The sequence below is a fragment of the Anaeromicropila populeti genome (genome assembly GCF_900112775.1).
GTDB lineage: Bacteria > Bacillota > Clostridia > Lachnospirales > Lachnospiraceae > Anaeromicropila_A > Anaeromicropila_A populeti.
Map to the genome: position 1 here is coordinate 428744 of NZ_FOYZ01000001.1, position 21846 is coordinate 450589.

The following is a 21846-nucleotide window of genomic DNA, read 5'->3' on the forward strand; positions in this document are numbered from 1 at the left end:
TAAAATAGTACGTTACCGAACTATTTTATATCCAATATTATTTAATGTCAATACTAAAAGTCTATCCAAAAAATGTAATGACAGCTCTTTTTTAATAATATATATAGCATAAGAAAAGGAGAAGGGATACATGCATGACGCTAGAAGAAGGAAAGCGCATTTTCAGTAATGAATATGCTGATTTACTCATTCATTACTATGGTAATACAGCTATGCTGGAAAATTTCAAGGATGCTACTATTCAGATTATTGATTACTTTTTCGCAGTAGTATATGTTCCTGTGGAGCAGGTTACAAATAAAACAATTATGGAATTGGGATATTCTTCTATGCCATCCTTGTCTGGAATTGTAAGCAGTTCTAGCATGGATGCCTCAAATATTACAAAGCTTCGTAACTTTCCTGCCTTTAATCTTCGGGGCGAGGGGGTACTGATAGGTATTCTGGATACAGGTATTGACTATACCAACCCTATCTTCCGCAAAGCAGACAATACCAGCAAAATTATTTCCATCTGGGATCAAACCATTTATACGGATGATTTTAAATCCAATACTTATTATGGAACAGAGTATACCCAGGAGCAAATTAATGCTGCATTACAAAATGAAAATCCCTTTTCTATTGTTCCGTCAACAGATGAAATAGGCCACGGTACAATGATTGCTGGAATCATTGCCGGTAACGATGTGCCAGAAAGTAATTTTTACGGTGTTGTCCCAGATGCAGAACTGGTGGTTGTAAAGCTAAAGCCTGCCAAACCTTATTTAAAGGAGTTTTGGAGAATTCCCGAAACAGCAGTCTGCTATCAGGCAAATGATATTATGTTTGCACTTGAATATTTGGAGCAAGTGGCTATTCGTTTAAATCGACCTATGTCTATTTGTGTTGCTTTAGGCAGTTCTCTTGGTCCTCATGATGAAAGAGCCGATTTGAATGACATTTTATCAAAACGAGCTGAAAATATGAATTTTTCTATTGCAATTGCTGCTGGCAATGAAGGAAATGCGAAAAGACATTATTCTGGCAATATACTATCAAATGTAGGTTTTGATAGTGTGGAAATGACTGTAGGGGAAAATGAAAGTGGCTTTACCCTTGAGTTATGGGGTGACTCTCCCGGTTTATTTTCTATTGATATTATTTCTCCTTCTGGCGAAACCGTCCCGAGAATTTTTCCTACATTAAGAGAAAACAAAGTAATAAATTTTTTATTTGAAGAAACGGAAATTATAGTGGATTATCAACTGGTAGAATCTCAGACAGGAGACGAATTAATTTTAATGCGGTTTAAAAAACCAGCTCCTGGTATATGGATTTTTAATGTTTATGGTATGGGTACTTCTAAATTACATTTTAATATGTGGCTCCCCATGGAAAGTTTTATTACCAACAACACTTATTTTCTACAGCCTGACCCTGATACCACTATTATATCACTGGGAAATAGTACGGTTCCTATAACGGTAACTGCCTATAACTCTGTAGATGAAAGTATCTATCAAAAAGCCGGAAGGGGATATACCCGTACTGGACGGTTTAAACCTGATATCGCTGCTCCTGGTGTTTCTGTCATCAGTCCTGCATTAAATCACGGTTTTACTGAAGTCACTGGAACAAGTCCTGCCACAGCCCATGCCGCTGGTGTGGCGGCAATGATATTAGAGTGGGCTATTGTAGAACGGAACCTGACCACTATTAATACCATTGATATTAAAATCCTAATGATTCGAGGTGCCAGAAGGCTGCCTGGTTCTTCCTATCCTAATAAACAATGGGGATATGGAATACTGGATGTTTATAATATTTTTGACAGCCTTAGAAGAGGATAATTTAGATAGAAAAGGAGACCTTTTATGACTGTTGAAGAACAATATAGAATAACCAGTGAAGATTATATTGACTTATTTATAGAATATAATAGGAATGAATATCTGCTTAACCGTTTTCCTGACTCCATTATTCATACAATAAATCCAAGATATGCTGTTGCCTATGCTCCCGCCAGTATTTTGGTTCCAGATTTCATTAGTAGATATGGATATTCTTCGCTTCCTCATTGTTATGGCCTGACCAGCGAAAAAAGTCTTGAAGCATCTGGGGTTTATAAACTCCGCCGTTTTCCTGCCTTTCGTTTAAGAGGAAGCGGGGTTTTAGCTGGAATAATTGATACGGGCATTGACTATACCAATCCTATTTTCCGACGTGAGGACGGAACCAGCAAAATTGCATCCATCTGGGATCAGACAATTGCTTCTGCCGTATCTCCATTAAATACCTTTTACGGTACAGAATATACCAACGAACAGATAAATAAGGCATTAGCCAGTTCAAATCCCCTTGCTGTCGTACCTAGTACTGATGAGAATGGACACGGCACAATGCTTGCTGGAACAATTGTAGGTAAAGAAATGCCAGAAAGTGATTTCTCTGGTGTTGTCCCTGATGCTGATTTGATTGTCGTAAAGCTAAAGCAGGCAAAGCAAGTCCTTATGGAATATTATGAAATTCCACTGGATGTTCCCTGTTATCAGGAAAATGATATAATATGGGCATTAACTTATATATTAGAAACAGCACGCATACTAGGACGCCCCTGCTCCGTCTGTATTGGTCTTGGAAGTTCACAAGGTTCTCATGATTCGAGAGGTCCGCTTAATAAAATGTCTTCTTTTATTGGAGATTCACCAGGTACGACGGTTTGTATTTCTGCTGGAAACGAAGGAAATTCCAGACGACATTTTTTTAGTTTAGTGGATCCTTCTATTGGTTATAGTACAGTGGATCTTACTGTAGGCGAAAATGAACCTGGCTTTACGATGGAACTTTGGGGAACAGCCCCTAATACCTACTCCATAGACATTTTATCCCCAACAGGTGAGTATATTCCCCGCATACCTGAAAGCATACGGTTTAATCAGCAAATCCGTTTTATATTTGAAAATACGACGATATATTTAAATTATCAACTGGTAGAAACTCATACTGGGGAACAAATTATTATTCTCCGCTTTCAGAATCCAACTCCTGGTACATGGAAATTCCAGGTGTACAGCAAAGGGGATTTGACAGGTTCCTTTCATATTTGGCTTCCTATGAATGGTTTTCTATCAAAAGATACCTATTTTGTAAAATCAAATCCCTATACGACCATTACTTCACCAGGCAACGCCTTGTCTCCTATTACTTTAACAGCCTATGATTCTGTAAATAACGTCCTCCTGGCTCAGGCAAGTAAAGGCTATACCCGAACTGATATAGTTAAACCTGAGCTGGCTGCTCCTGGTGGTAATGTAGTTGTTCCCACCTTGGATCATGGCTTTACTACTGCATCTGGGACTGGATTAGCTGCTGCACATGCAACTGGCATAACAGCCATTTTTCTTGAATGGGGAATTATACAAAACAATCATCCTGAAATTTCTTCTACTGAAATTAAAAAATATTTAATTCGCGGAGCAAAAAGAAACGGCCTATTAGAATATCCCAATCCTGACTGGGGATATGGCATCATTGACTTATACAATTCATTTAATATATTACGTGGTGATTTTCCAAATAGATAACTTTTCTTATATAATCTGCTTTAATCTCTCAAAATCTCTTTTTTTCCCATTCATGCAATAAGGACAAGTTTCCACCATATATCCTGCTTTTTCCATTGCATTCTCATAACATTCTTCTGCTGATAAAAATCCCAGCCTCTCTAATTTTTCAAACCAATACTGAAAAACTGCATCATCCTTTGGAATTTTACAAAAGCCTATATTATGACACTTGACACAAATTTTAACAGCATTTGCAAAAAGCTCATTATTCCCCACATTATACAACTCCTTCCAAAATTATACTAACACAATTTGGAATTTTTTGCAATATGTAATCTTTTGGAAAATAGCTTTTTCTGTTTTACTAAAACCTAATTTGTAAATATCCGTCATTAAATTTTGCCCCTGAAATTTCCCTTTCCCAAAGTTCTGATGGAAGTACAAATCTTCTTGTCTCATTTTTTACACTCAATATCAGTTCATTTTTATTTTGCCGCAACTCAAGTTCACCTTTATCTGCAAAGGGTAACCGTATTTTCAAATAAGTTTCTCCATCTCTTTTTTCTATTAGATAAATCTCTTCTTGAAATAAAACTTCTGTTATATCAATGGCTCCAAATATTTTTTTTCCAATACCATTTAATATAGGAAGGGTACGTATTTCACTACGCTGAAGCTCCAGGTAAAATTTTGGCACCTGAAAAAAGCTTTCCTCTATTTCCTTCAGTCCTTCCTCCTGCATGGAAATCCATTTGCTGAAATAGCCTTCCATAGCTGTTTTAGGATAAATGCGGTTTACAATGACAGCATCTACATTATAATTGTATAAATGCAGACAGGTAAAATTTCGTTTTGCTTCTTGAATTACAATTTTCTCTGGTGTCGTAACAATACGCAAGCTGACAATATTTTTATTTAATAACAGCTTTTGCAGACTTTGCATTTTATTCATTAGAAATTCAACATCATCAAAAACCTGATTGTCTGGCATTGGAATTTTCATTAGCTTTTCAACTGCTGGTCCCGCTACTTTTAAGCTTTTTCTCTTAATCGGCAATACCTTTTCAATTAAGTCAGAAAACATTTCTGGATATTTTAGAAGAGATAAGGTTTCCCCTGTGGGCGCACAATCTACAATTAAAATATCATACTCACCTTTTTCGTATATTTCAAGAATTTTAAACATAGAAAACAGTTCTTCCATTCCGGGAAATACTAGAAGTTCCTCAACCTCAATTCCTCCATTTCCCTTTAACGTAAGCATTTTTCTCATATAATCTTTTAGATGTCCCCAGCTCTTTTCACTTTCATATACTGTATCAATTTCCATTGCATACAAATTTTTTGCAATTTCAACTGGTTCCTTTCCTAATTTTACATCAAAGGAATCTCCCAGGCTATGTGCCTGATCCGTACTCATAATAAGTACACGCTTTCCTTCCCCTGCTATCATACATCCACTGGCTGCTGCTATACTTGTCTTGCCAACTCCACCTTTTCCTGTATATAAAATAATTCTCATAGCTTCCACTCCATTCTCACCCAATTTTTACCTTCTTAACGTTGCTCTCTTTTTCCTGCTTCTTATTATCACTGCATTTTTCTTCTTCACTGCTTTTTTGTGCAAAAAACTCAAACACAAACTCTACCACCATTTCCTTTATTTCGTTTTTCATTACTTCTATGTGTTCTGACTGGGAATCTGGGAACAAAGCTTTCATCGCCATTAATTCGTATTTTTTTGCTTCTCGAAGCCGATCTATCATTTCTCTATTCATTGCTTTCATTTCCCCTTTCAAATTGCAGTTTTAACAAACCATCCTCTAGCTTTGCTGAAGCAATCGAATAAGTCCTAAGTACATTGGGAAGTGGAATATTTCTTTTGAAATTCCCCAGCTTTACCACCACATCTGTGTCTGACTGATACAAATCCAATTCTTCCTTTTTTGCATACGGAACAGAAACAGTAAGCAAATATCCATTCTCATTTTTTTCAAAGTTTTCTCTCTGTGTTATCACTTTCATATCAAAAACCTTCTCTGTAGAAAGGGTATCTTTGCAAATTCGCTTTACTGCCTTAATTCCCCGCAGTTCTTCATCATACCATGGAATCCTGTAAATCGGCAGTGCTGCAAAACTTTCCTCCAATTGAAGCAGATAGGCTTTCTGAATTTGCAGCCAGTCTTGAAAAAATGAGTTTTCAATATCCCCTGGTAAAATCCGGTTGATATAAAGACCGTCTACATTAAAATTGTAAAGATTCATATACATATAATTTCGTTTTGTTTCTTCCACTACCATCTTTTCAGGAATTGTAACAAGTCGTATGCTGGTAACTTCTCGGTTTTTTAATAGTTCCTGTAGCTCATACAATTTCAAATACATTTTTTCAATATCTGTCATTGCTGCCTTGTTTGGCAGCTCCACCTTGAAAAAGGTTTTTGATATTGGTGCCAGCATTTTTACTGCTAATTTTCCTATTGGAAATAATTTTTCCATATACCAAGAAAGCAGTTCAGGAAATTTTAACAGTGACAGTGTTTCTCCCGTTGGTGCACAATCCACAATAATTCTGTCATATGTTCCCTCTTTGTAGACTTCTGCAATTTTCAGCAAAGAAAATAGTTCCTCCATGCCTGGAAACATTCCAAAGTTTTCTACGCTTTCATTACTAAATGAAACTATTTTTCCCAAACATAAAATCATTTCCTTAAAATCATGCTCCATAACATAATTAGGATCAATTTCGTATACTTCCAGATTTTTAATAATTTCAACGGGTTCTTTTTCGATTGAAACAGAAAACAAATCCCCCAGATTATGTGCCATATCTGTGCTGACTAAAAGAGTCCGATATCCGTCCTCCGCACTTTTCACTCCATGAGCTGCTGCTACACTTGTTTTTCCAACGCCACCCTTACCTGTAAAAATATAAATTCGACTCATTTTCTTTCCCTCCAATATATTTCTTTGAACGAATAGTTCGTTATCCGAAGTATTTATTTAAAAAATAAGAAACACGTCTTTCGAGTTTCTTATTTTTAGTCAATTGAAATTTTTCTTATCTTTTTCTTTGATATTTCTTTTGAAGCTTCTTCTTTCATAATATCAATCAATTTGTTCATAATTCGTAACAAAAGATTTATCTCCTCTGATGTAAAATCACCCACTAATCTTGCACCATAGTACATTGCTTTCGTCATAATGTCCTGAATCTGATTTTCTCCCATTTCACTCAGGCATATAGTGACAATTCTTTTATCCTCTTTGCTCCGCTGCCGAATGACCAGATTTTTCTTTTCCATACGATTCATAATTCCTGTTGCTGTGTTCAGCGGTACCTTTATGTACTCTGCAATCTGCGTCATATTCACCTCTTTGCTCCGATAAAGCAGCCAAAGAATAAATAATTCATTTTTAGAGCAGTCCAATAAAATGTTCTGCCACATTTCCAAAGATACAAGTTCTTTTATCTTTTCTACATATTGAATGATCTCATTTTCAAATTCATTACTAGTTATCTGCACTGGTTCCACCACTCATTTATTTCTTCCTTCGAAGTAATTTAATTCTACACCCGAAGTATTTGTTTGTCAATTCTTTTTTACTATTCTTCTATTTTTTCCATGTTTTATTTCTTCTACTTCAGCCCTAATGTATTCGGTATCTGCCCTCTAATTGGCGCTGTCATATATTCCATCTTTATAACAGGAATCTGTCTTGCTGTTTTTATAAATACTTTTTATTGTTTCATAGTTAAAGCTGTCATTTGTAATCTGGTGGCGATGTCCTTCTTCGTCTAATACAATTCCATTTTTATCTACGATCCATCTAATTTGCTCACCATCCAACGTAAAGCTAATTGTAAACTGGGACTCCACGTTAATATCAAGTCCAGTAGGTTCCATTTCACTGGTCTGATACATATTGTACAATAATTTTTTTGTTTCATCATCTGCTCCGAACATGGCCCAACTGCTATAACCGTAATAGATTGCAACATCTTTTACGTCTGTCAGTTGGTTGTCCTTGCTTACATTTTTTGATTGATTTTCTGTCTTTGCTCTGACATTTAATAAAATAATCCCAGCCCCTGCAAGAACTACTACTGCTATCACTGCCAACAACACAATTTTTCTTAGATTATTATTCATTATTCGGCTCGCCTCCAGATATTTAATCTTCTTTTCTTTATATCATTTTTTAGGATGTAAGGCATTCCATGCGTTTTCTAAACTAATTTTATGTTGTAAGTACCATTTATGTATGTCATCGAAATCTTTCTGTAACCATTCCTTCTTTCCACATCTATATAACTCACCATTTTTCAGAGTAAATACTGCTGCATACTCCTTATAAGAAACATGAAAGTGAGGTGGATGATATTCAAATTCTTTTGCCCTAATTTCTACTTTATATTTATTATCAATATACCATGTTTGAATTTTGGGTTCATTTTTCCACCAATTATCCGTATAAATATTTTCTAATAAGCATTCTGTTTCTTTGTTATTTTTTTCTATTAACATCTTTAATTCATCTTGCCTATATGAATTATGCAAAAAAGATAACTAACTCCCGACCCTACATTTACAGGTCTTGCAAACAATGCATCTGAGCTCATATTCGCTAAATTATTGTTATATTTTACCTGTAAGTAATTTGTTTTTTTTAAATCCCTTATTGATAAAGTCATCCCTATAATATACTCAAGCCAATAATTGACTTGATCTAAAAAACTATCCGTTAATCCTTCATTTTTTATGGATAATTTATCCGCTAGTGGCTTCCCTTCGTTTTTTAATAAGTAAGCTAATGAATATTCACCGTCTATTCCAAAATCTGTGTCATCCATCATATTCTTTGCATAAATATCATTGGCACCAATGCGATGACACGATAAATAATGAAATCCCGTCTTATATGTCAAAGGTATCTCCATCTCTCCTTCTTCCGAACAACTAATACTATATGTTTCATTGTCTTTGTTTTCTACGAATTCAACCCATGCTGGTTTATTTTCATTATCTTTCCACCATTCAATTTTAATATTCTGATGATTCATATAATAATTTCTTACTTCCCGAAACTCTCCCAGCGAAATTAGTTTTCCATTCAGCCCCATTTTATCTGTGCTATTTTGTGCTGCCAGCAATATTGCCTGCAAAAATGTTGATTTCCCCGATGAATTTGTTCCTACAAAAATGTTTAAATTGGAGCAATTCACCGTCATCTCTCTAATTGACTTTAAAGCATATATGTGCACTCTATCAATCATTTTAAATCTCCTCAGCTATTTTTCTTATCATATCAAATCTTTGATATACTTTATTTTTATTATCCCTGCTATTTCCAATTGCATTTATAAAATCTGACTTGGTAATTGTTCTATATATTTTTTCATATATCTCGGTTAATATACGCTTATCACCATCAATATTTATTAGTGTCATTAAATACATTGTTGTCTCAAATATATTCATATTAATCGGTTTTGATTTATTGATATCTCTTCTAAATGCACCTTGCCCTAAAATTTTATATGACTTTTGCAGGCATGCTATCGTTAACTTTTCCAGTTGTTCGAGCATATCCTTTGGTACACTATTTAAATACTTTAATGTTTTTTCAAGCAGACTATCAATGTCTCCATTATAAATATAGGTTTCCTTATCATCCCTTAGTTTATTGTTAAACAGCAAATAGAATGCTAAAAACCGTGTTAACAAATAGGACCCTTTCATTCGGCTATCTTTTTCTTCAGTAATTCTTGTTGCCATTACAAATTCTGAAGATTCTGTTATTCTTTTTAGCATTTTAAATCCATTTCCATGATACAACGCATTTCTGATCTCTTGCTTGTTAAGCTTTGTTCCTCCCCGATTTACTCTATCAAAAATATCAAATAATACTTTATCTGGTGTAGGCGGTAAAATAACGTGGGAATATACTTGATAATCTTCCAATTGAGTTTGATAAATTCCTAGATTTTCTACTAAGTCATTAAATTTTCTGCCATTTAGAAAACTCAAAATTTTTAAATTCTTAAGTTCAAATTTATTTCCTAAAAAATCAAACAACGTAGATAACCTTTGTTTTCCGTCTACTACCACATAAATTGTATCATCTTGCTGTTTAAAATAAAAGATTGGTAATGGTAACCCCATTAATATACTTTCAATTAATTCACTTTTTTGTTTATCTCCCCATACATTCTTTCTTTGAAAGTCTACTTCTAAAATTAGTCTTCCATTTTCATATCTTCTAAATAACTCAAATATAGAAAAATCCTTTTTTGTAACTCTTACAGACTTAAAAACAGGGTAATCACTGGTATCACTGTATTCTAACAAGTCAAGCTCTTCTGCATTTTCTATATTAATATCATCCTCATATTGAACAGCCACTTTAATACCTCCCAATAGCACTAAATATCGTTACACCCATTATAGCATTTCTTCCCAATAATTTGTAGTAAATTATTCAAATATTAAGATTGCTTCCTTCTTATAAAATTCCCATTACATATTGCATGGACAGGCTGACCACCGCTATTGCCACCCAACAGCAAAATCCAAGCAAAATAGGCTTAATTCCTGTTTTTATCAGCTTTACAATATCCGTATTAAGTCCGATTGCACCCATTGCCATTACAATAAAAAACTTACTCAGCTGTTTCAAAAAATCAAACACCTGATTTGCCGCCAGTAAGCTATCGTCACTACAAACCGCTGTAATCATTGTCGTAATAACAGAAGCAAGTACAAAATAAATAATGAACATAGGAAAAATTGATTTTATTTTAATCTTTGACTCCTCTGAACTTCCAGAACTTTGTGCCTTTTTTAACCGCAGTGCTGTCAGCACCATTGTAATTGGAATAATTGCCAATGTTCTGGTCAGCTTTACAATGGTTGCTCCTTCTAGTACGGCTCCCTTTGTCCCATGAAGAGTATCCCAGGTCGCTGCTGCTGATGTTACAGAAGAGGTATCATTAATGGCTGTTCCTGCAAAAAGAGAAAATCCCTCATTGGAAAGATGTAACACACCTCCCAGCATAGGAAAAATCAATGCCGCAATTACATTAAATAAAAAAATTACAGAAATCGCCTGGGCAATCTCTTCATCATCTGCTTCAATTACCGGAGCTGTTGCTGCAATGGCTGAACCCCCGCAAATAGAAGACCCCACTCCAATCAATACAGAACTTTTTGATGGAATTTTAAGAATTTTCTGCAATATAAACGCCACCAATAATGACGTTGTTATGGTTGAAACAATTACTGGCAAAGAGGTCACTCCAACTTTTCCAATGGTAGTAAGATTCAATCCAAACCCTAAAAGCACTACAGCTCCCTGCAAAATTTTTTTAGAAGTAAATGCAATTCCATTTTTTAAATTACTCTTATCCTTTATAAAGGTTGTAAGTAGCATTCCCGAAAGAATCGCAATCACAGGAGCACCGATTACCTCTAATACACTAAAATACTTTACCAGACTCCAAGCAATGCATGCAATGATAAAGCAAATACCAATACCTTTTCCATTTTTTTTAACAAAGCTCATTTCATTTCCTCCCTTGTACATTTTCGTGACTATCATCATACCAACTATATCATCCATTACTTATAATGAAAAATTATTTATATTTATTTTATCATAAAATTATGTTATAGTTATGCAAAAGGAGGGATTTAATTTGCTTGATTTTAGAATAGAGACATTTTTATGTGTTTGCAAATATATGAACTATACAAAAGCTGCGGAAGAACTAAACATAACTCAGCCTGGAGTATCACAACATATTCACTATCTGGAGGAATATTATCAGACAAAATTATTTCAATATTCCAATAAAAAACTTTCGTTAACCTCCTCTGGTGAAAAATTGAAAACCTCCATGTTGTCCATGAAACACGACAGTATCCATTTAAAAGAAACGATGTCAAGTCTGGAGTCGTCTAAAAAATTTTTGAAGTTTGGTGCAACTTTGACTATAGGTGAATTTGTAATTCCCCCTAAGCTAGCTGACTATATGAAGAAAAATCCACAGGTGCAAGTTGAATTTATCATTGCAAATACCCAGAAGCTTTTGGATTTGCTAGATGAAGGGCTGATAGAATTTGCTGTTATCGAAGGCTATTTTTCTAAAAGTGAGTATGAATTCCGACTGGTTTCTAATGAAGATTACATTGGTGTATGTGGCAGCGCTTACCCGATTGACCATATTACAGATTTGTCCCAGTTATTTTCCCATAACATGCTTCTTCGAGAAAATGGTTCTGGCACCAAAGAAATATTAGAGCATTACCTTGTAGAACAAGGCTATTCCTTTACTAACTTTGAGCATATCTCCCAAATTAATAATCTTCATACGATTAAGCAATTATTGATGCAAAATTGTGGCATCAGCTTTATGTATAAGATTGCGGCTCAAAAACAGCTAACGGAAGGTACGCTCAAAGAAATTTGTATATCAGATTTTCATGTTACACATGAATTTAACTTTGTGTGGCGAAAAAACAGTATTTATAAAGAACATTATAAACAAATTTTTTACTCTCTTTTCGCCTAGCTCCATTGTCCTGGCAGCTTTAACTTCTCCATGTATGGAAATTTTTTATCATACTGGTCTACTTCTTCTGGAGGCAGATTTTCAAAGACCTCTGACTCTGTAAATTTGCCTTTTGCATGTGCTAGTGCACCTTTTTCCAGTTCAATCCCCATAAATGCGTCGAAATTTTTTCCATCCTTTGTGGTAATTCCAAAATGATCGCAAGTAATAAAACCATGCCTTGGATAATAGTCTGGCTCTCCAAAAATAATAATTGCCTTGTATCCCGCCTTTTTTACTAGTTCCATTGTCTCTCTCAAAAGCATTCCGCCAATCCCCTTTTTCTGAAATGCTGGTTCAACACACAATGGTCCAAAGGTTACTATCTCTATTTTTTCTTTTTCTGTATGGACATGGGCTTTGGAATACCAAATTGCTCCTACGATAACACCATCTACTTCTGCCACACGGGTAAATTCCGGCAGATACGCCGAATCCTGCCGAAGCTTATGCACCAGATAATGTTCACTGCATCCTGGAAAATGCAGATTCCAAAACGCTTTTTTTGTAACATATTCGGTATCATACCAGTCTTCTATTCTTTCTTCTCGAATACTTACCTGCATTCTACACCCTCCTTTTTTCATACGCAAAAGGCAACAAAACCTTTCCTTTGCTGCCTTTTGTTTTATATTCGTTTTTCTCTTATTGTCTTACTTTAATATGCACTTCACGAAGTTGGGTTTCTGTCACTTCATTTGGAGCACCACACATAAGATCTTGTGCATTACCATTCATTGGGAAAGGAATAATCTCACGAATATTTTCCTCATTTCTTAACAGCATAATCATACGATCCACTCCTGGTGCCATACCTGCATGTGGTGGCGCACCATACTGGAATGCATTGTACAAAGCACCAAACTTCTGCTGTAAATCTTCCTCTGTATATCCAGCAATTTCAAATGCCTTTACCATAATATCAAGATTATGATTTCTCACTGCACCTGATGAAAGCTCAATACCATTACATACAATGTCATACTGATATGCAAGAATTTCTAATGGATCTTTTGAATTTAATGCTTCTAAGCCACCTTGTGGCATAGAAAATGGATTATGTGTAAAAATAACCTTTTTTGCATCCTTATCGTATTCAAACATTGGAAAATCATTAATAAAACAGAAACGGTATGCATTTTTTTCGCAGAGGTCAAGTCGATTGCCCAGTTCTGTACGTAACTGTCCTGCGTAAAGCGCTGCTCTTTCTTCTTTATCTGCAATAAAGAAAATAGTATCTCCTGCTTCAAGTCCTGCAATATCAGCAATTTCTTTCTTTTTATCTTCTGGAATAAATTTGTCGATTGGTCCCTTATAGGTCATATCCTCACTTACTTCCAGATAGCCTAATCCACCCATTCCAATGGATGTTGCAAACTTCAGTAATTTTTCATGAAAACCCTTTGACATATCTGCATGCACTTTTATGGCACGTACCGTTTTCCCGTGAAATGGCTTAAAAGTACAGTTTTGGAAAAATTCTGTTACGTCAACAATTTTTAACGGATTGCGTAAGTCTGGCTTATCTGTTCCAAATTCAAGCATAGCCTGCTTGTAACTGATAATTGGATATGGTGCCTCGGTTACGGTGTACCCTTCTGGTGAAAATTTTTTAAACGCAGCCGTCAAGACTTCTTCTCCTGCACAAAATACATCTTCTTGAGTAGCAAAACTCATTTCAAAATCTAACTGATAAAATTCTCCTGGTGATCGGTCAGCACGAGCATCCTCATCTCGGAAACATGGTGCAATTTGAAAATACTTATCAAACCCAGATACCATAAGAAGCTGCTTATATTGTTGCGGTGCCTGTGGTAACGCATAAAACTTTCCTTTAAATTTACGTGAAGGAACAATGTAATCTCTTGCGCCTTCTGGTGAAGAAGCACATAAAATAGGTGTCTGAATTTCTAAAAATCCCATATCCGTCATTTTCTGTCTTAAAAAGCTGATTACCTCAGAACGGAAAATAATATTATCTCTTACTTTCTTATTTCTTAAGTCCAGATAGCGGTGTTTTAAACGTAAATCTTCACGCGTTTCCTTTGAAGTCATCACTTCAAAAGGTAGTTGTTTGTAAACTCTTCCCAATACCTCAACAGACTGTGCAGACAGTTCAATTGTTCCTGTGGGAATTTTAGGATTGTAGGTTTCTTCATCGCGATGTTCTATGACACCTTCAATGGAAATACAGTCTTCTTTGTTGATCCCCTCCAAAAGCTTTGTATCACGCATAACAACCTGCATTGTACCATACATATCTCTCAAGTCAACAAAAGACACACCGCCATGATCACGAATATTCTCGACCCATCCAGCAATCTTCAGCGTTGCACCTACATCACCTTCACTAATTTCATTTAATGTCCGATTACGATAAATGTTTGATGTGTTCATAATTATCTCCTTTATTACTATTTAAATTACCTGTTACAGAATGGAACTACGCAGAATTTCCTTTTAACTAAAAAAACTGCCCGTCCAAAACTTAAAAGTTCAGGACGAACAGAATATGTCCGCGGTACCACCTGATTTACTGGTTCCCAGTCACTCTACGGTAAAAAACCATGCTGTTTGTCGCACAGCCTACGGCGCACCTACTAATCAGAATCTTCCACTACTTTTATAATTACTGTAGTGCACAGAATTCAAATGTTCAGATTGCAGCTGGTAAAGTGTTATTCACGCAAATTCACTTTATGGAGTTCTCACTATCCTCCACTCACTGGAAACGATAAGTTGCGCTACTTCTCTTCGTCATAGCCTATTAGGAAAATTATATAATACTGCTATTATGTTGTCAACGGCTTATTGCAATTACTTTCCTTGAGCGTATTCTGTACTTCTCAAAACAGATGTAAATTAATCGTAATCATGAAACCCATTTAAAAAGGCACCTATTGCTGAAACTATGGGTACTGTCAGAATGATTGCGATAGAACCCGAAAGGCCTTGCATAATTTCAATACCAATAGAATACATATTTAAAGTTTGGTGATAAGATAAATGATACACATAAATCCAAACAAGGATATTAATAGAACCCCCTGTAAATGCCAGTATTAACGTATTGGACATAGTTCCCATCATATCTCTTCCCACACGGATACCCGAACGAAACAGTTCCATTCTTGACAAGGAAGGATTCCTTTGAGATATCTCGCATATTGTGGAAGAAATGGACATTCCAATATCCATAACAGCTCCCAGTGATGCAATTAGAACACCTGCAAACAGCAAACCACCTATTTGTAACTTTGTATTATTAGCCATATAGGTGAGTTCTTCAATATCCGATACGTTATACCCATTGATATGTGCAAAGTGCCCAAAAATCTTTGCCATTATTCCAGCAAGAATGACACCTGAAATAGTTCCTGTTATAGCTGTTACGGTTTTTCTTGTAAATCCTCCAATTAATACCATAGTTACAAATGTAGTTAAAATTACAACTACCACAGCAGAAAGGAATGGTGAGTATCCTCGATACAGCATAGGAAGAAAGAGAAATATAATACAAATAAATGTAAAAATTAATCCGATTGCTGATTCGATTCCTTTACGTCCCCCTACCAAAGCTAGTACAACAAAGAAAAGAAGAAGAAAAATATAGATAACAGATTCTCTGTCATAGTTATATACGGTAACTATTTTTTCTCCTTCTGAAACACTGACATTAACAATAACTTTTGTTCCTGGCTTGCATGTTGCACCATATAAATATCCTGATGCACTGGTAGCAATTACTGAACTTCCCTTAAATGCTCCTGAAGTTAACCGTAAACGAACCTCTTGATACCCAACGCGTGTCCCATCTGATTGCAGATTATCAGTAAGAATTTTTTCTACTACAGCTTTCTCATAGCTATTTCCTTCCCTATTTACAAGCTGTACCTTTTCCACTTGATTTATTTTTATTAAAACAATACAAAATACAATTATGCCAACTGAAAAAAACAACCACATCCATTTTTTATTCATGAAAATCCTCTATTTTTTCAACGTAAACGCTTGATCAATCTTTTTGCCGTTATCTGTACGATAAGTATTAATCGTTAAAGTTGAACTTGTAACATCAATAATAGAGTAAGTTGGTACATCCTTCTGCCATCTGGCTGCAATATATGCTTGTTTTGTTTCAACTAAATCATAATACTTACTTCCTGATGCAGAGTTAGCTGTTATATAAAGAATTCCTTTTGGCTTTACTACTTTGGAAACTTTCTTTGAAGCGATTGCATAGGCATCTTGTATGGATTCTAAATATTCTTGATAAGACACATTTTCACCTACATAAGTAACATGACTCACTGCTTCTAAATCCTCTTCAAAATATTTTTCGTAGTCATCCTCACTTAGCATACTTGTCATATCTACTACTCCACCATTCATAAGATATGATCTTGAATAAGTATGATCATGACCAGTCAGCACAACATCTATACCATTCTTTTCAAAAATTGGAATTAGTGCGTATCGCAACTCTACAATTTCTGGTTCATTAGAGTGTTCTCCTGAACCATAAATATCCTGATGCAAGGTCACTACCTTCCATTTCGCATCTGAATGACTGCCAATAGCTTTATCCATAAACTGCTTATGCTCAGCTATATTCCTGTTATTTGTATTTAACATAATAAACAATGTATTTCCATAGCTAAAATAATAGTCTCCGCCTGCATAAGTATCTCCAAGAGTTGTACTTGCATTTGGATTATTAAAATGATACGTATAATTTGCACTTAATGCATCATGGTTTCCAATAGTTGTTGCTACTGGAAGGGACATTAATGCATCTGCACTAAGATATCCTGAATACTCAATTTCATTATCTGTATAGGTTTTATAAGTCTTATCTGCTGTTTTTTTATCTCGAGACTGAATCTGATCACCCGCAGATACAACAAAACTCAATTTACTATTCTTTTCTATAGCAGCATTTAAAGTGCTATTCCAGTTAAAGCTATCATTTCTCACTGCGTTGGACTGTCCCAGACTTTCTGTACTTCCAGTAGGGATATTGGATGCTGATGAACCAATCTGAGGATCTCCCACAAAAGCAAAACTAAATGATTTTATATCCCTTGTTTTATAAACAGTCGCTGCTGTCCATTTTCCATTAATTGTATAACTATAATAATACGTTTTGTTATTCTTTAATCCTTTTGCAGTTGCCTTATTTGAAAGATATCCTTCCACGGCATTTTTTGTTTCTATTTTTATCAAAACGGCGTCGCTTAAGTCTTTCTTTGTGCCAATTTTTATTTTTGCTTTCTTATCGGTTGTTTTGGAATACCATGCGAAATTTAACTGTGAAGCATCCTTGCCTGGAGTTAAAGACATTTGAGTAGGGCTGTCCTTTATAGTTTCCCATTCCTTGCACCAATTTTCCCACTTATCATTTTGAGCTTCCTGTGTTTGTGGAGCCTCTGTCCAGCCATCATTATCAGCAGCATAAAGAGCTGTTATGGGAGCAACTAACAAAGTTGCAATTAAAAGTGTGCCTACTGTTCTCCTGATTTTATGCATTTTTTCTCCTCTTCTCTCCGTCAATCCTATTATTTATCAGTTTACGAAGCTAAGTATATTCATATACATAATTAAAATCAAGAGCAATTACCTTTATTTAACATAATTAACAAAAGCTTAACCTAGCAACTACATAGAACCTCTTATTTTACAACCGATAATAATGAGGAACTATATCTTGATATGTCCCGTCTTTCATCAAAAATCCCTCTGGAATTACTCCCAGCTTAATAAATCCCAGCTTCTCATATAAATGCAGCGCACTATAATTCGTATTCACAACTGCATTAAATTGTAAAATTCGAAACCCTAGCTCTTTTGCCTTTTCCATACAGTCTATCACCAATTTTTCACCAATATGACAGCCTCTTACACCTTGCTTTACAGCATAGCTTGCATTAGAAATATGACCGCACCTGCCCACATTATTAGGATGGAGAATGTAAAGTCCTGCTATGTCATTGTTGTCCTGATTCACTGCAACCCCTGTAAACGACTGGCTATTGAAAAATTCGTAACCACTTTTTTCATTCAAATATTCCATTTGAGGAAAGGAAATTCCTTCCTCTACAATGTTATTCCAAATCTGGATCATCTGCCCCACGTCTTCTTGTGTAAAAGATCTAATCTGTATATTCATGTTATCTCTTCCCTTACCTGTATTCTTTCTATGTATTATGCTATCACATATTTTGCTAAAATACACTATAGTACGTTTCCTTGTCATCTTTTACGTACACAATATTTATTGTACTAACCTTCCATTCTTGAAATGTTAAGTAAACATATTCACTTTCTGAAATAGTTACAATTTTTCCAGAAGTCCTATTATATCGTTCATCCTGGTAATCTAAGTATGTGGATTCAAATCTTTTGTTAAATTCTTCTTTATATTCTTGTTCTGTTAATTCTTCTAATGAATTCGTTTCTATTGAACAACGGTATGCCGCCATCCATTTGCCTGGTGCTTTATAGAAACTAATCAAAAACTGACTCCCCTCTTTTAATGAAGTACATTGGACAAGACAGTCCGAATAGTTTTCTTGCATAAATGATGCTATATCATAAGATTTGGTTAACACCTTATTTTTCACATCATAAATGTATACATCGCAACATTCAAAAATCACTTTTTCTGTGTCTGCATAAAGTAAATTCGGCGGTTCGGCACCAATTACTAATTCATCTATCCTTTCTAAATCAACCGAGTTAATTATAATTTTACAGGATTTTGAGGCCGGATTGCTCTGTCTTATGTACGCAAAATACAGTACTAAGCATCCTAATACAATCACACCTGCTACTGCAATAACATTTTTTTTCACTTTTTATCCCCCCTCAATTACTGTTCCTTTTCTATCTAGTTCATTACAATTTTACTCAATAACCTCGAATACACTATACAACATTTTAGTAACTCTTGCAATACGTCACAAATTCTTCACACTTTGGTCATTTTCCCAACATATTTTCCACGTATACTATACTTATAAAAATTAATGAGGGCAGCAACAAAAAGCGCGCACCGTTGCTATCCTCGACTAATAAAACAATTATCCTTTTATATAGATTAACTTTTTTTCATAAAAATCTCCATTCCGCCGCCAATCGGCGGCACAAATAGTAATGAAAGTCTTCACTTCTCTCTGTTTCCGTGAAATAATAACTTCAAAAAGCTACACTACAAAGCACGGGAGGGGGAGTTGTAAATTCTTTCTCGTTTTAGACAGCATAAAAATCAGTGTAAGTTCTGCCTGTTCAAGCACAAATAAGTGGCTCTATAAGACCGTACACTAAGAATTGTTTTAACTCCTTGGTTAAATTGTGTGGCAGAACAGTCAATGGCTTCTTACTTTACTTTGAAAGGAGCTTGACTATGAAAGTTATCTACCAAACCTGTTGTGGTGTCGATGTTCACAAATTATTTCTCGTTGCCACAATCATTAAAACAACTTCTGGTGTTGAACCTACCTATCAGAAAAAACGTTTTTCTACTTTTAATAATTCTATTCTTGAATTCAAGCAGTGGCTGATTGAAAATAAATGCCGCGACATTTGTATGGAATCTACTGGCAAGTACTGGGTTCCTGTCTTTAATCTTCTGGAAGAAGATATCAATGTCACAATTGCCAATCCCAAATGGGTGAAAGCTGTAAAAGGAAATAAAGATGATACGAAAGACTCCAAATGGATTGGAGATTTGTTTCGACTTGGATTAGTTCCTGGCAGTTACATACCTTGTAAGCCGATACGTATCTTAAGAGAATACACTCGTTATCGGTACAAGGTAGTCTGCTGTCATTCCAGTGAAAAGAATCGGTATCAGAATGCGCTCACTGTATGCAATGTCGCATTAGACTCTATTGTATCCGATATCTTTGGGAAGTCCTCTACATCCATTATTGATTCCTTACTTGAACAGTCTGGCAATTCAATCAACCACGAAGAAATCGCATCTAAACTCCTAAAAAAACTCAAGGAGAAAGAATCTGATGTTATAGAATCCATTGAAGGATATCAGATGACTGATGCCCAAAAATATCGTATGCGCCTTGTCCGTGCACATATAGATTATATCACAGTTGAAATTCAAGATATAGATACTCAGATAGAATCTTTGATTTCTTCCCATACTGATTTTGAAAATGCTATCCAGTTTCTCTGTACTATTCCGGGTGTTAAACATGATAGCTCAATCACCATCATCTCCGAAATAGGTATTGATATGTCTCAGTTCTCAAGTTCCAAACGGCTTTGTTGCTGGGCTGGATTAACCCTAGGCAGCAACGAATCTGCTGATAAGAAGAAATCTGTTCGGATTACATGTGCTGGAGTCTACCTCAAACCTGCATTGGTACAATATGCTCATGCAGCCGTAAAATCTGACAAATCTCCTTACTATAAAAAGAAATACGAATCAATTGTAAAATGCCGTGGAAAGAAAAAAGCCATTATCGCCATCGCTCGGATGATCCTCACAGCCATTTATCAAATGCTGTCTAGTGGAGCAACATGGAATCCAAGTGACATTTATAGAGTCGATATGCCTGCCACCTTAGTTGAAAGACAAAAGGAAAAGGCCATCGAGCAAGCCAAGAAGTTTTTATTACGCGAAGGAGTTATTACAGAATCACAATTGATTTCTTGACTTTTTAACAAATAATTAATTTTCACTTAAAAGCTACCATTTGATAGCTTGTTTAAGTGCGTCATTTTCTGGCTGTCCTCTACTTTCTTTCACACTAACTCCCCTTACAAGACTGTCGCACTAAATGATTAGTGCGACAAAGTGTGTGTTTCTTATAGTTGATTAAAATCGCGAGAGTGTGTGGAACACACTTTGTTCTTATGATGAGACGGTACCTAATTTGTATTTACAGAAAAAAATAATTTAGGTATAATAAAATAATATAAATTAGGTATATATCTACTATATACTCAATTTTTTATCAATTAAAGGAGATGTATCATGAAAAAACGTTTTATTATCTTATCTATTTGCACAATGATAATACTAGTTTCATGTTTTCACACAAGTAATAAAAAAGTTAGTTTGCCCGACTATGTTGACCTAGACACACTACCAGAAAATTATTCAATTAGCAATGCAAAGGACGATAACTGTGTTGTATTTGAAGATCAGTTTTTAGTATCAGGTGAAAGCCAATGGAATACTTTTCTTAATCTAAGGGACAATGAACAGGCTGCTACTATACGTATTGCTAACTGTTACTTGAATGATGATAAGGTTTATCTTCAAGATTTATCTTTTGATGGTTCATCTTATTCCGTAAAGGAAAAGAATGAAAAAGAAAAACAGTATTCTGATATTGTCAATATCTCTTTACACTTTTTTCACAAGGATGTTCGACCTATGCCGCATCCTGTAAGGAGGCATAGTATTGTTGCCTCTTAATCATTGGAGGTAATCCACCATTAGTAGAGCAGATTCTCCTATTATTCCAATAGCTGATAAAATATCTCCAGATTAGTGTTTTTACTTCTATTATAGTCATTTTAGATGTATCATAGCGACCATATAAAAGTTCTTCCTTAAGTCTTGCCCACATACTTTCACAGCGTGCATTATCATGACATCTTCCACCAGCACTATTCATACTTTGTTGAATACCATATTTTTTTATAGCATTACGA

The 21846-nt window shown here is 35.2% G+C and carries 22 protein-coding genes; 5 read left to right on the forward strand and 17 right to left on the reverse strand.

Translation table 11 applies throughout. From position 1 onward, the window contains the following. Window positions 1-134: 134 nt before the first annotated feature. Window positions 135-1832 carry a S8 family peptidase gene (locus BM305_RS01970; RefSeq protein ID WP_092559008.1) on the forward strand — a complete coding sequence of 566 codons (1698 nt, stop codon included), beginning with the start codon at window positions 135-137 and terminating at the stop codon, window positions 1830-1832. A 24-nt stretch (window positions 1833-1856) separates the two neighbouring features. Further along, window positions 1857-3566: a S8 family peptidase gene (locus BM305_RS01975; RefSeq protein WP_092559009.1), complete on the forward strand. Its 1710-nt coding sequence runs from the start codon at window positions 1857-1859 to the stop codon at window positions 3564-3566. Between the two features lie 6 nt (window positions 3567-3572). Here BM305_RS01975 and BM305_RS01980 read toward each other — a convergent pair whose 3' ends face one another. From BM305_RS01980 to BM305_RS02025, 10 genes are all read right to left on the reverse strand, one after another. Continuing rightward, window positions 3573-3824, reverse strand: a complete 252-nt coding sequence (locus BM305_RS01980) for a hypothetical protein (protein ID WP_092559010.1) — start codon at window positions 3822-3824, stop codon at window positions 3573-3575. 88 nt (window positions 3825-3912) lie between these two features. Beyond that, window positions 3913-5094 carry an ArsA family ATPase gene (locus BM305_RS01985; protein ID WP_330393399.1) on the reverse strand — a complete coding sequence of 394 codons (1182 nt, stop codon included), beginning with the start codon at window positions 5092-5094 and terminating at the stop codon, window positions 3913-3915. Beyond that, a complete protein-coding gene (locus tag BM305_RS01990; protein WP_177214496.1) occupies window positions 5087-5335 on the reverse strand; it encodes a hypothetical protein in 249 nt (82 codons plus the stop codon). Before BM305_RS01990 ends, BM305_RS01985 begins: the two co-directional genes overlap by 8 nt. Beyond that, on the reverse strand, window positions 5319-6494 hold the full coding sequence (locus BM305_RS01995) for an ArsA family ATPase (protein WP_092559012.1): 1176 nt from the start codon (window positions 6492-6494) through the stop codon (window positions 5319-5321). Before BM305_RS01995 ends, BM305_RS01990 begins: the two co-directional genes overlap by 17 nt. A 95-nt stretch (window positions 6495-6589) precedes the next feature. After that, on the reverse strand, window positions 6590-7087 hold the full coding sequence (locus BM305_RS02000) for a MarR family winged helix-turn-helix transcriptional regulator (RefSeq protein ID WP_092559013.1): 498 nt from the start codon (window positions 7085-7087) through the stop codon (window positions 6590-6592). 135 nt (window positions 7088-7222) lie between these two features. Continuing rightward, on the reverse strand, window positions 7223-7702 hold the full coding sequence (locus tag BM305_RS02005; protein ID WP_092559014.1) for a hypothetical protein: 480 nt from the start codon (window positions 7700-7702) through the stop codon (window positions 7223-7225). 42 nt (window positions 7703-7744) lie between these two features. Continuing rightward, entirely contained in the window at window positions 7745-8077 is a 333-nt protein-coding gene (locus BM305_RS02010) for a DUF4160 domain-containing protein (RefSeq protein WP_092559015.1), read from the reverse strand. 2 nt (window positions 8078-8079) lie between these two features. After that, window positions 8080-8826: an AAA family ATPase gene (locus BM305_RS02015; protein WP_092559016.1), complete on the reverse strand. Its 747-nt coding sequence runs from the start codon at window positions 8824-8826 to the stop codon at window positions 8080-8082. Window position 8827: 1 nt separating this feature from the next. Further along, the gene (locus tag BM305_RS02020) at window positions 8828-9955 is read right to left on the reverse strand and encodes a DUF262 domain-containing protein (protein WP_092559017.1); all 1128 of its coding nucleotides are present in this window, start codon (window positions 9953-9955) and stop codon (window positions 8828-8830) included. 100 nt (window positions 9956-10055) lie between these two features. Beyond that, the gene (locus BM305_RS02025) at window positions 10056-11114 is read right to left on the reverse strand and encodes a YeiH family protein (RefSeq protein ID WP_092559018.1); all 1059 of its coding nucleotides are present in this window, start codon (window positions 11112-11114) and stop codon (window positions 10056-10058) included. 133 nt (window positions 11115-11247) lie between these two features. Between BM305_RS02025 and BM305_RS02030 the strand changes: the two genes are divergently transcribed. Continuing rightward, the gene (locus tag BM305_RS02030) at window positions 11248-12123 is read left to right on the forward strand and encodes a LysR family transcriptional regulator (RefSeq protein WP_177214497.1); all 876 of its coding nucleotides are present in this window, start codon (window positions 11248-11250) and stop codon (window positions 12121-12123) included. On the opposite strand, the gene BM305_RS02035 is transcribed toward BM305_RS02030, so the two are convergent. The 6 genes from BM305_RS02035 to BM305_RS02060 form a co-directional block, all read right to left on the reverse strand. Then, window positions 12120-12728 (reverse strand): GNAT family N-acetyltransferase, encoded by a 609-nt coding sequence (locus BM305_RS02035; RefSeq protein ID WP_092559020.1) that lies wholly within the window; start codon window positions 12726-12728, stop codon window positions 12120-12122. The genes BM305_RS02030 and BM305_RS02035 overlap by 4 nt on opposite strands. 79 nt (window positions 12729-12807) lie before the next feature. After that, window positions 12808-14559 (reverse strand): aspartate--tRNA ligase, encoded by a 1752-nt coding sequence (gene aspS / locus BM305_RS02040; protein WP_092559021.1) that lies wholly within the window; start codon window positions 14557-14559, stop codon window positions 12808-12810. 465 nt (window positions 14560-15024) lie between these two features. Next, complete coding sequence (locus BM305_RS02045; protein WP_092559022.1) at window positions 15025-16143, reverse strand: YibE/F family protein; 1119 nt, start codon at window positions 16141-16143, stop codon at window positions 15025-15027. Between the two features lie 9 nt (window positions 16144-16152). Further along, on the reverse strand, window positions 16153-17691 hold the full coding sequence (locus BM305_RS02050; RefSeq protein ID WP_092559023.1) for a purple acid phosphatase family protein: 1539 nt from the start codon (window positions 17689-17691) through the stop codon (window positions 16153-16155). 148 nt (window positions 17692-17839) lie between these two features. Further along, window positions 17840-18331, reverse strand: coding sequence for a GNAT family N-acetyltransferase (locus BM305_RS02055; protein ID WP_092559049.1), 492 nt, complete (start codon window positions 18329-18331; stop codon window positions 17840-17842). A 55-nt stretch (window positions 18332-18386) separates the two neighbouring features. Further along, the gene (locus BM305_RS02060; RefSeq protein WP_092559024.1) at window positions 18387-19016 is read right to left on the reverse strand and encodes a hypothetical protein; all 630 of its coding nucleotides are present in this window, start codon (window positions 19014-19016) and stop codon (window positions 18387-18389) included. 551 nt (window positions 19017-19567) lie between these two features. Here BM305_RS02060 and BM305_RS02065 point away from each other — a divergent pair. After that, entirely contained in the window at window positions 19568-20839 is a 1272-nt protein-coding gene (locus tag BM305_RS02065) for an IS110 family RNA-guided transposase (RefSeq protein WP_092559025.1), read from the forward strand. Window positions 20840-21160: 321 nt separating this feature from the next. Then, complete coding sequence (locus BM305_RS02070) at window positions 21161-21607, forward strand: hypothetical protein (RefSeq protein ID WP_092559026.1); 447 nt, start codon at window positions 21161-21163, stop codon at window positions 21605-21607. Here BM305_RS02070 and BM305_RS02075 read toward each other — a convergent pair. Beyond that, window positions 21564-21846, reverse strand: a 283-nt coding sequence (locus BM305_RS02075) for an integrase core domain-containing protein (protein WP_143099114.1), incomplete at its 5' end; no start/stop codon positions are given. The two genes, BM305_RS02070 and BM305_RS02075, sit on opposite strands and share 44 nt — an antisense overlap.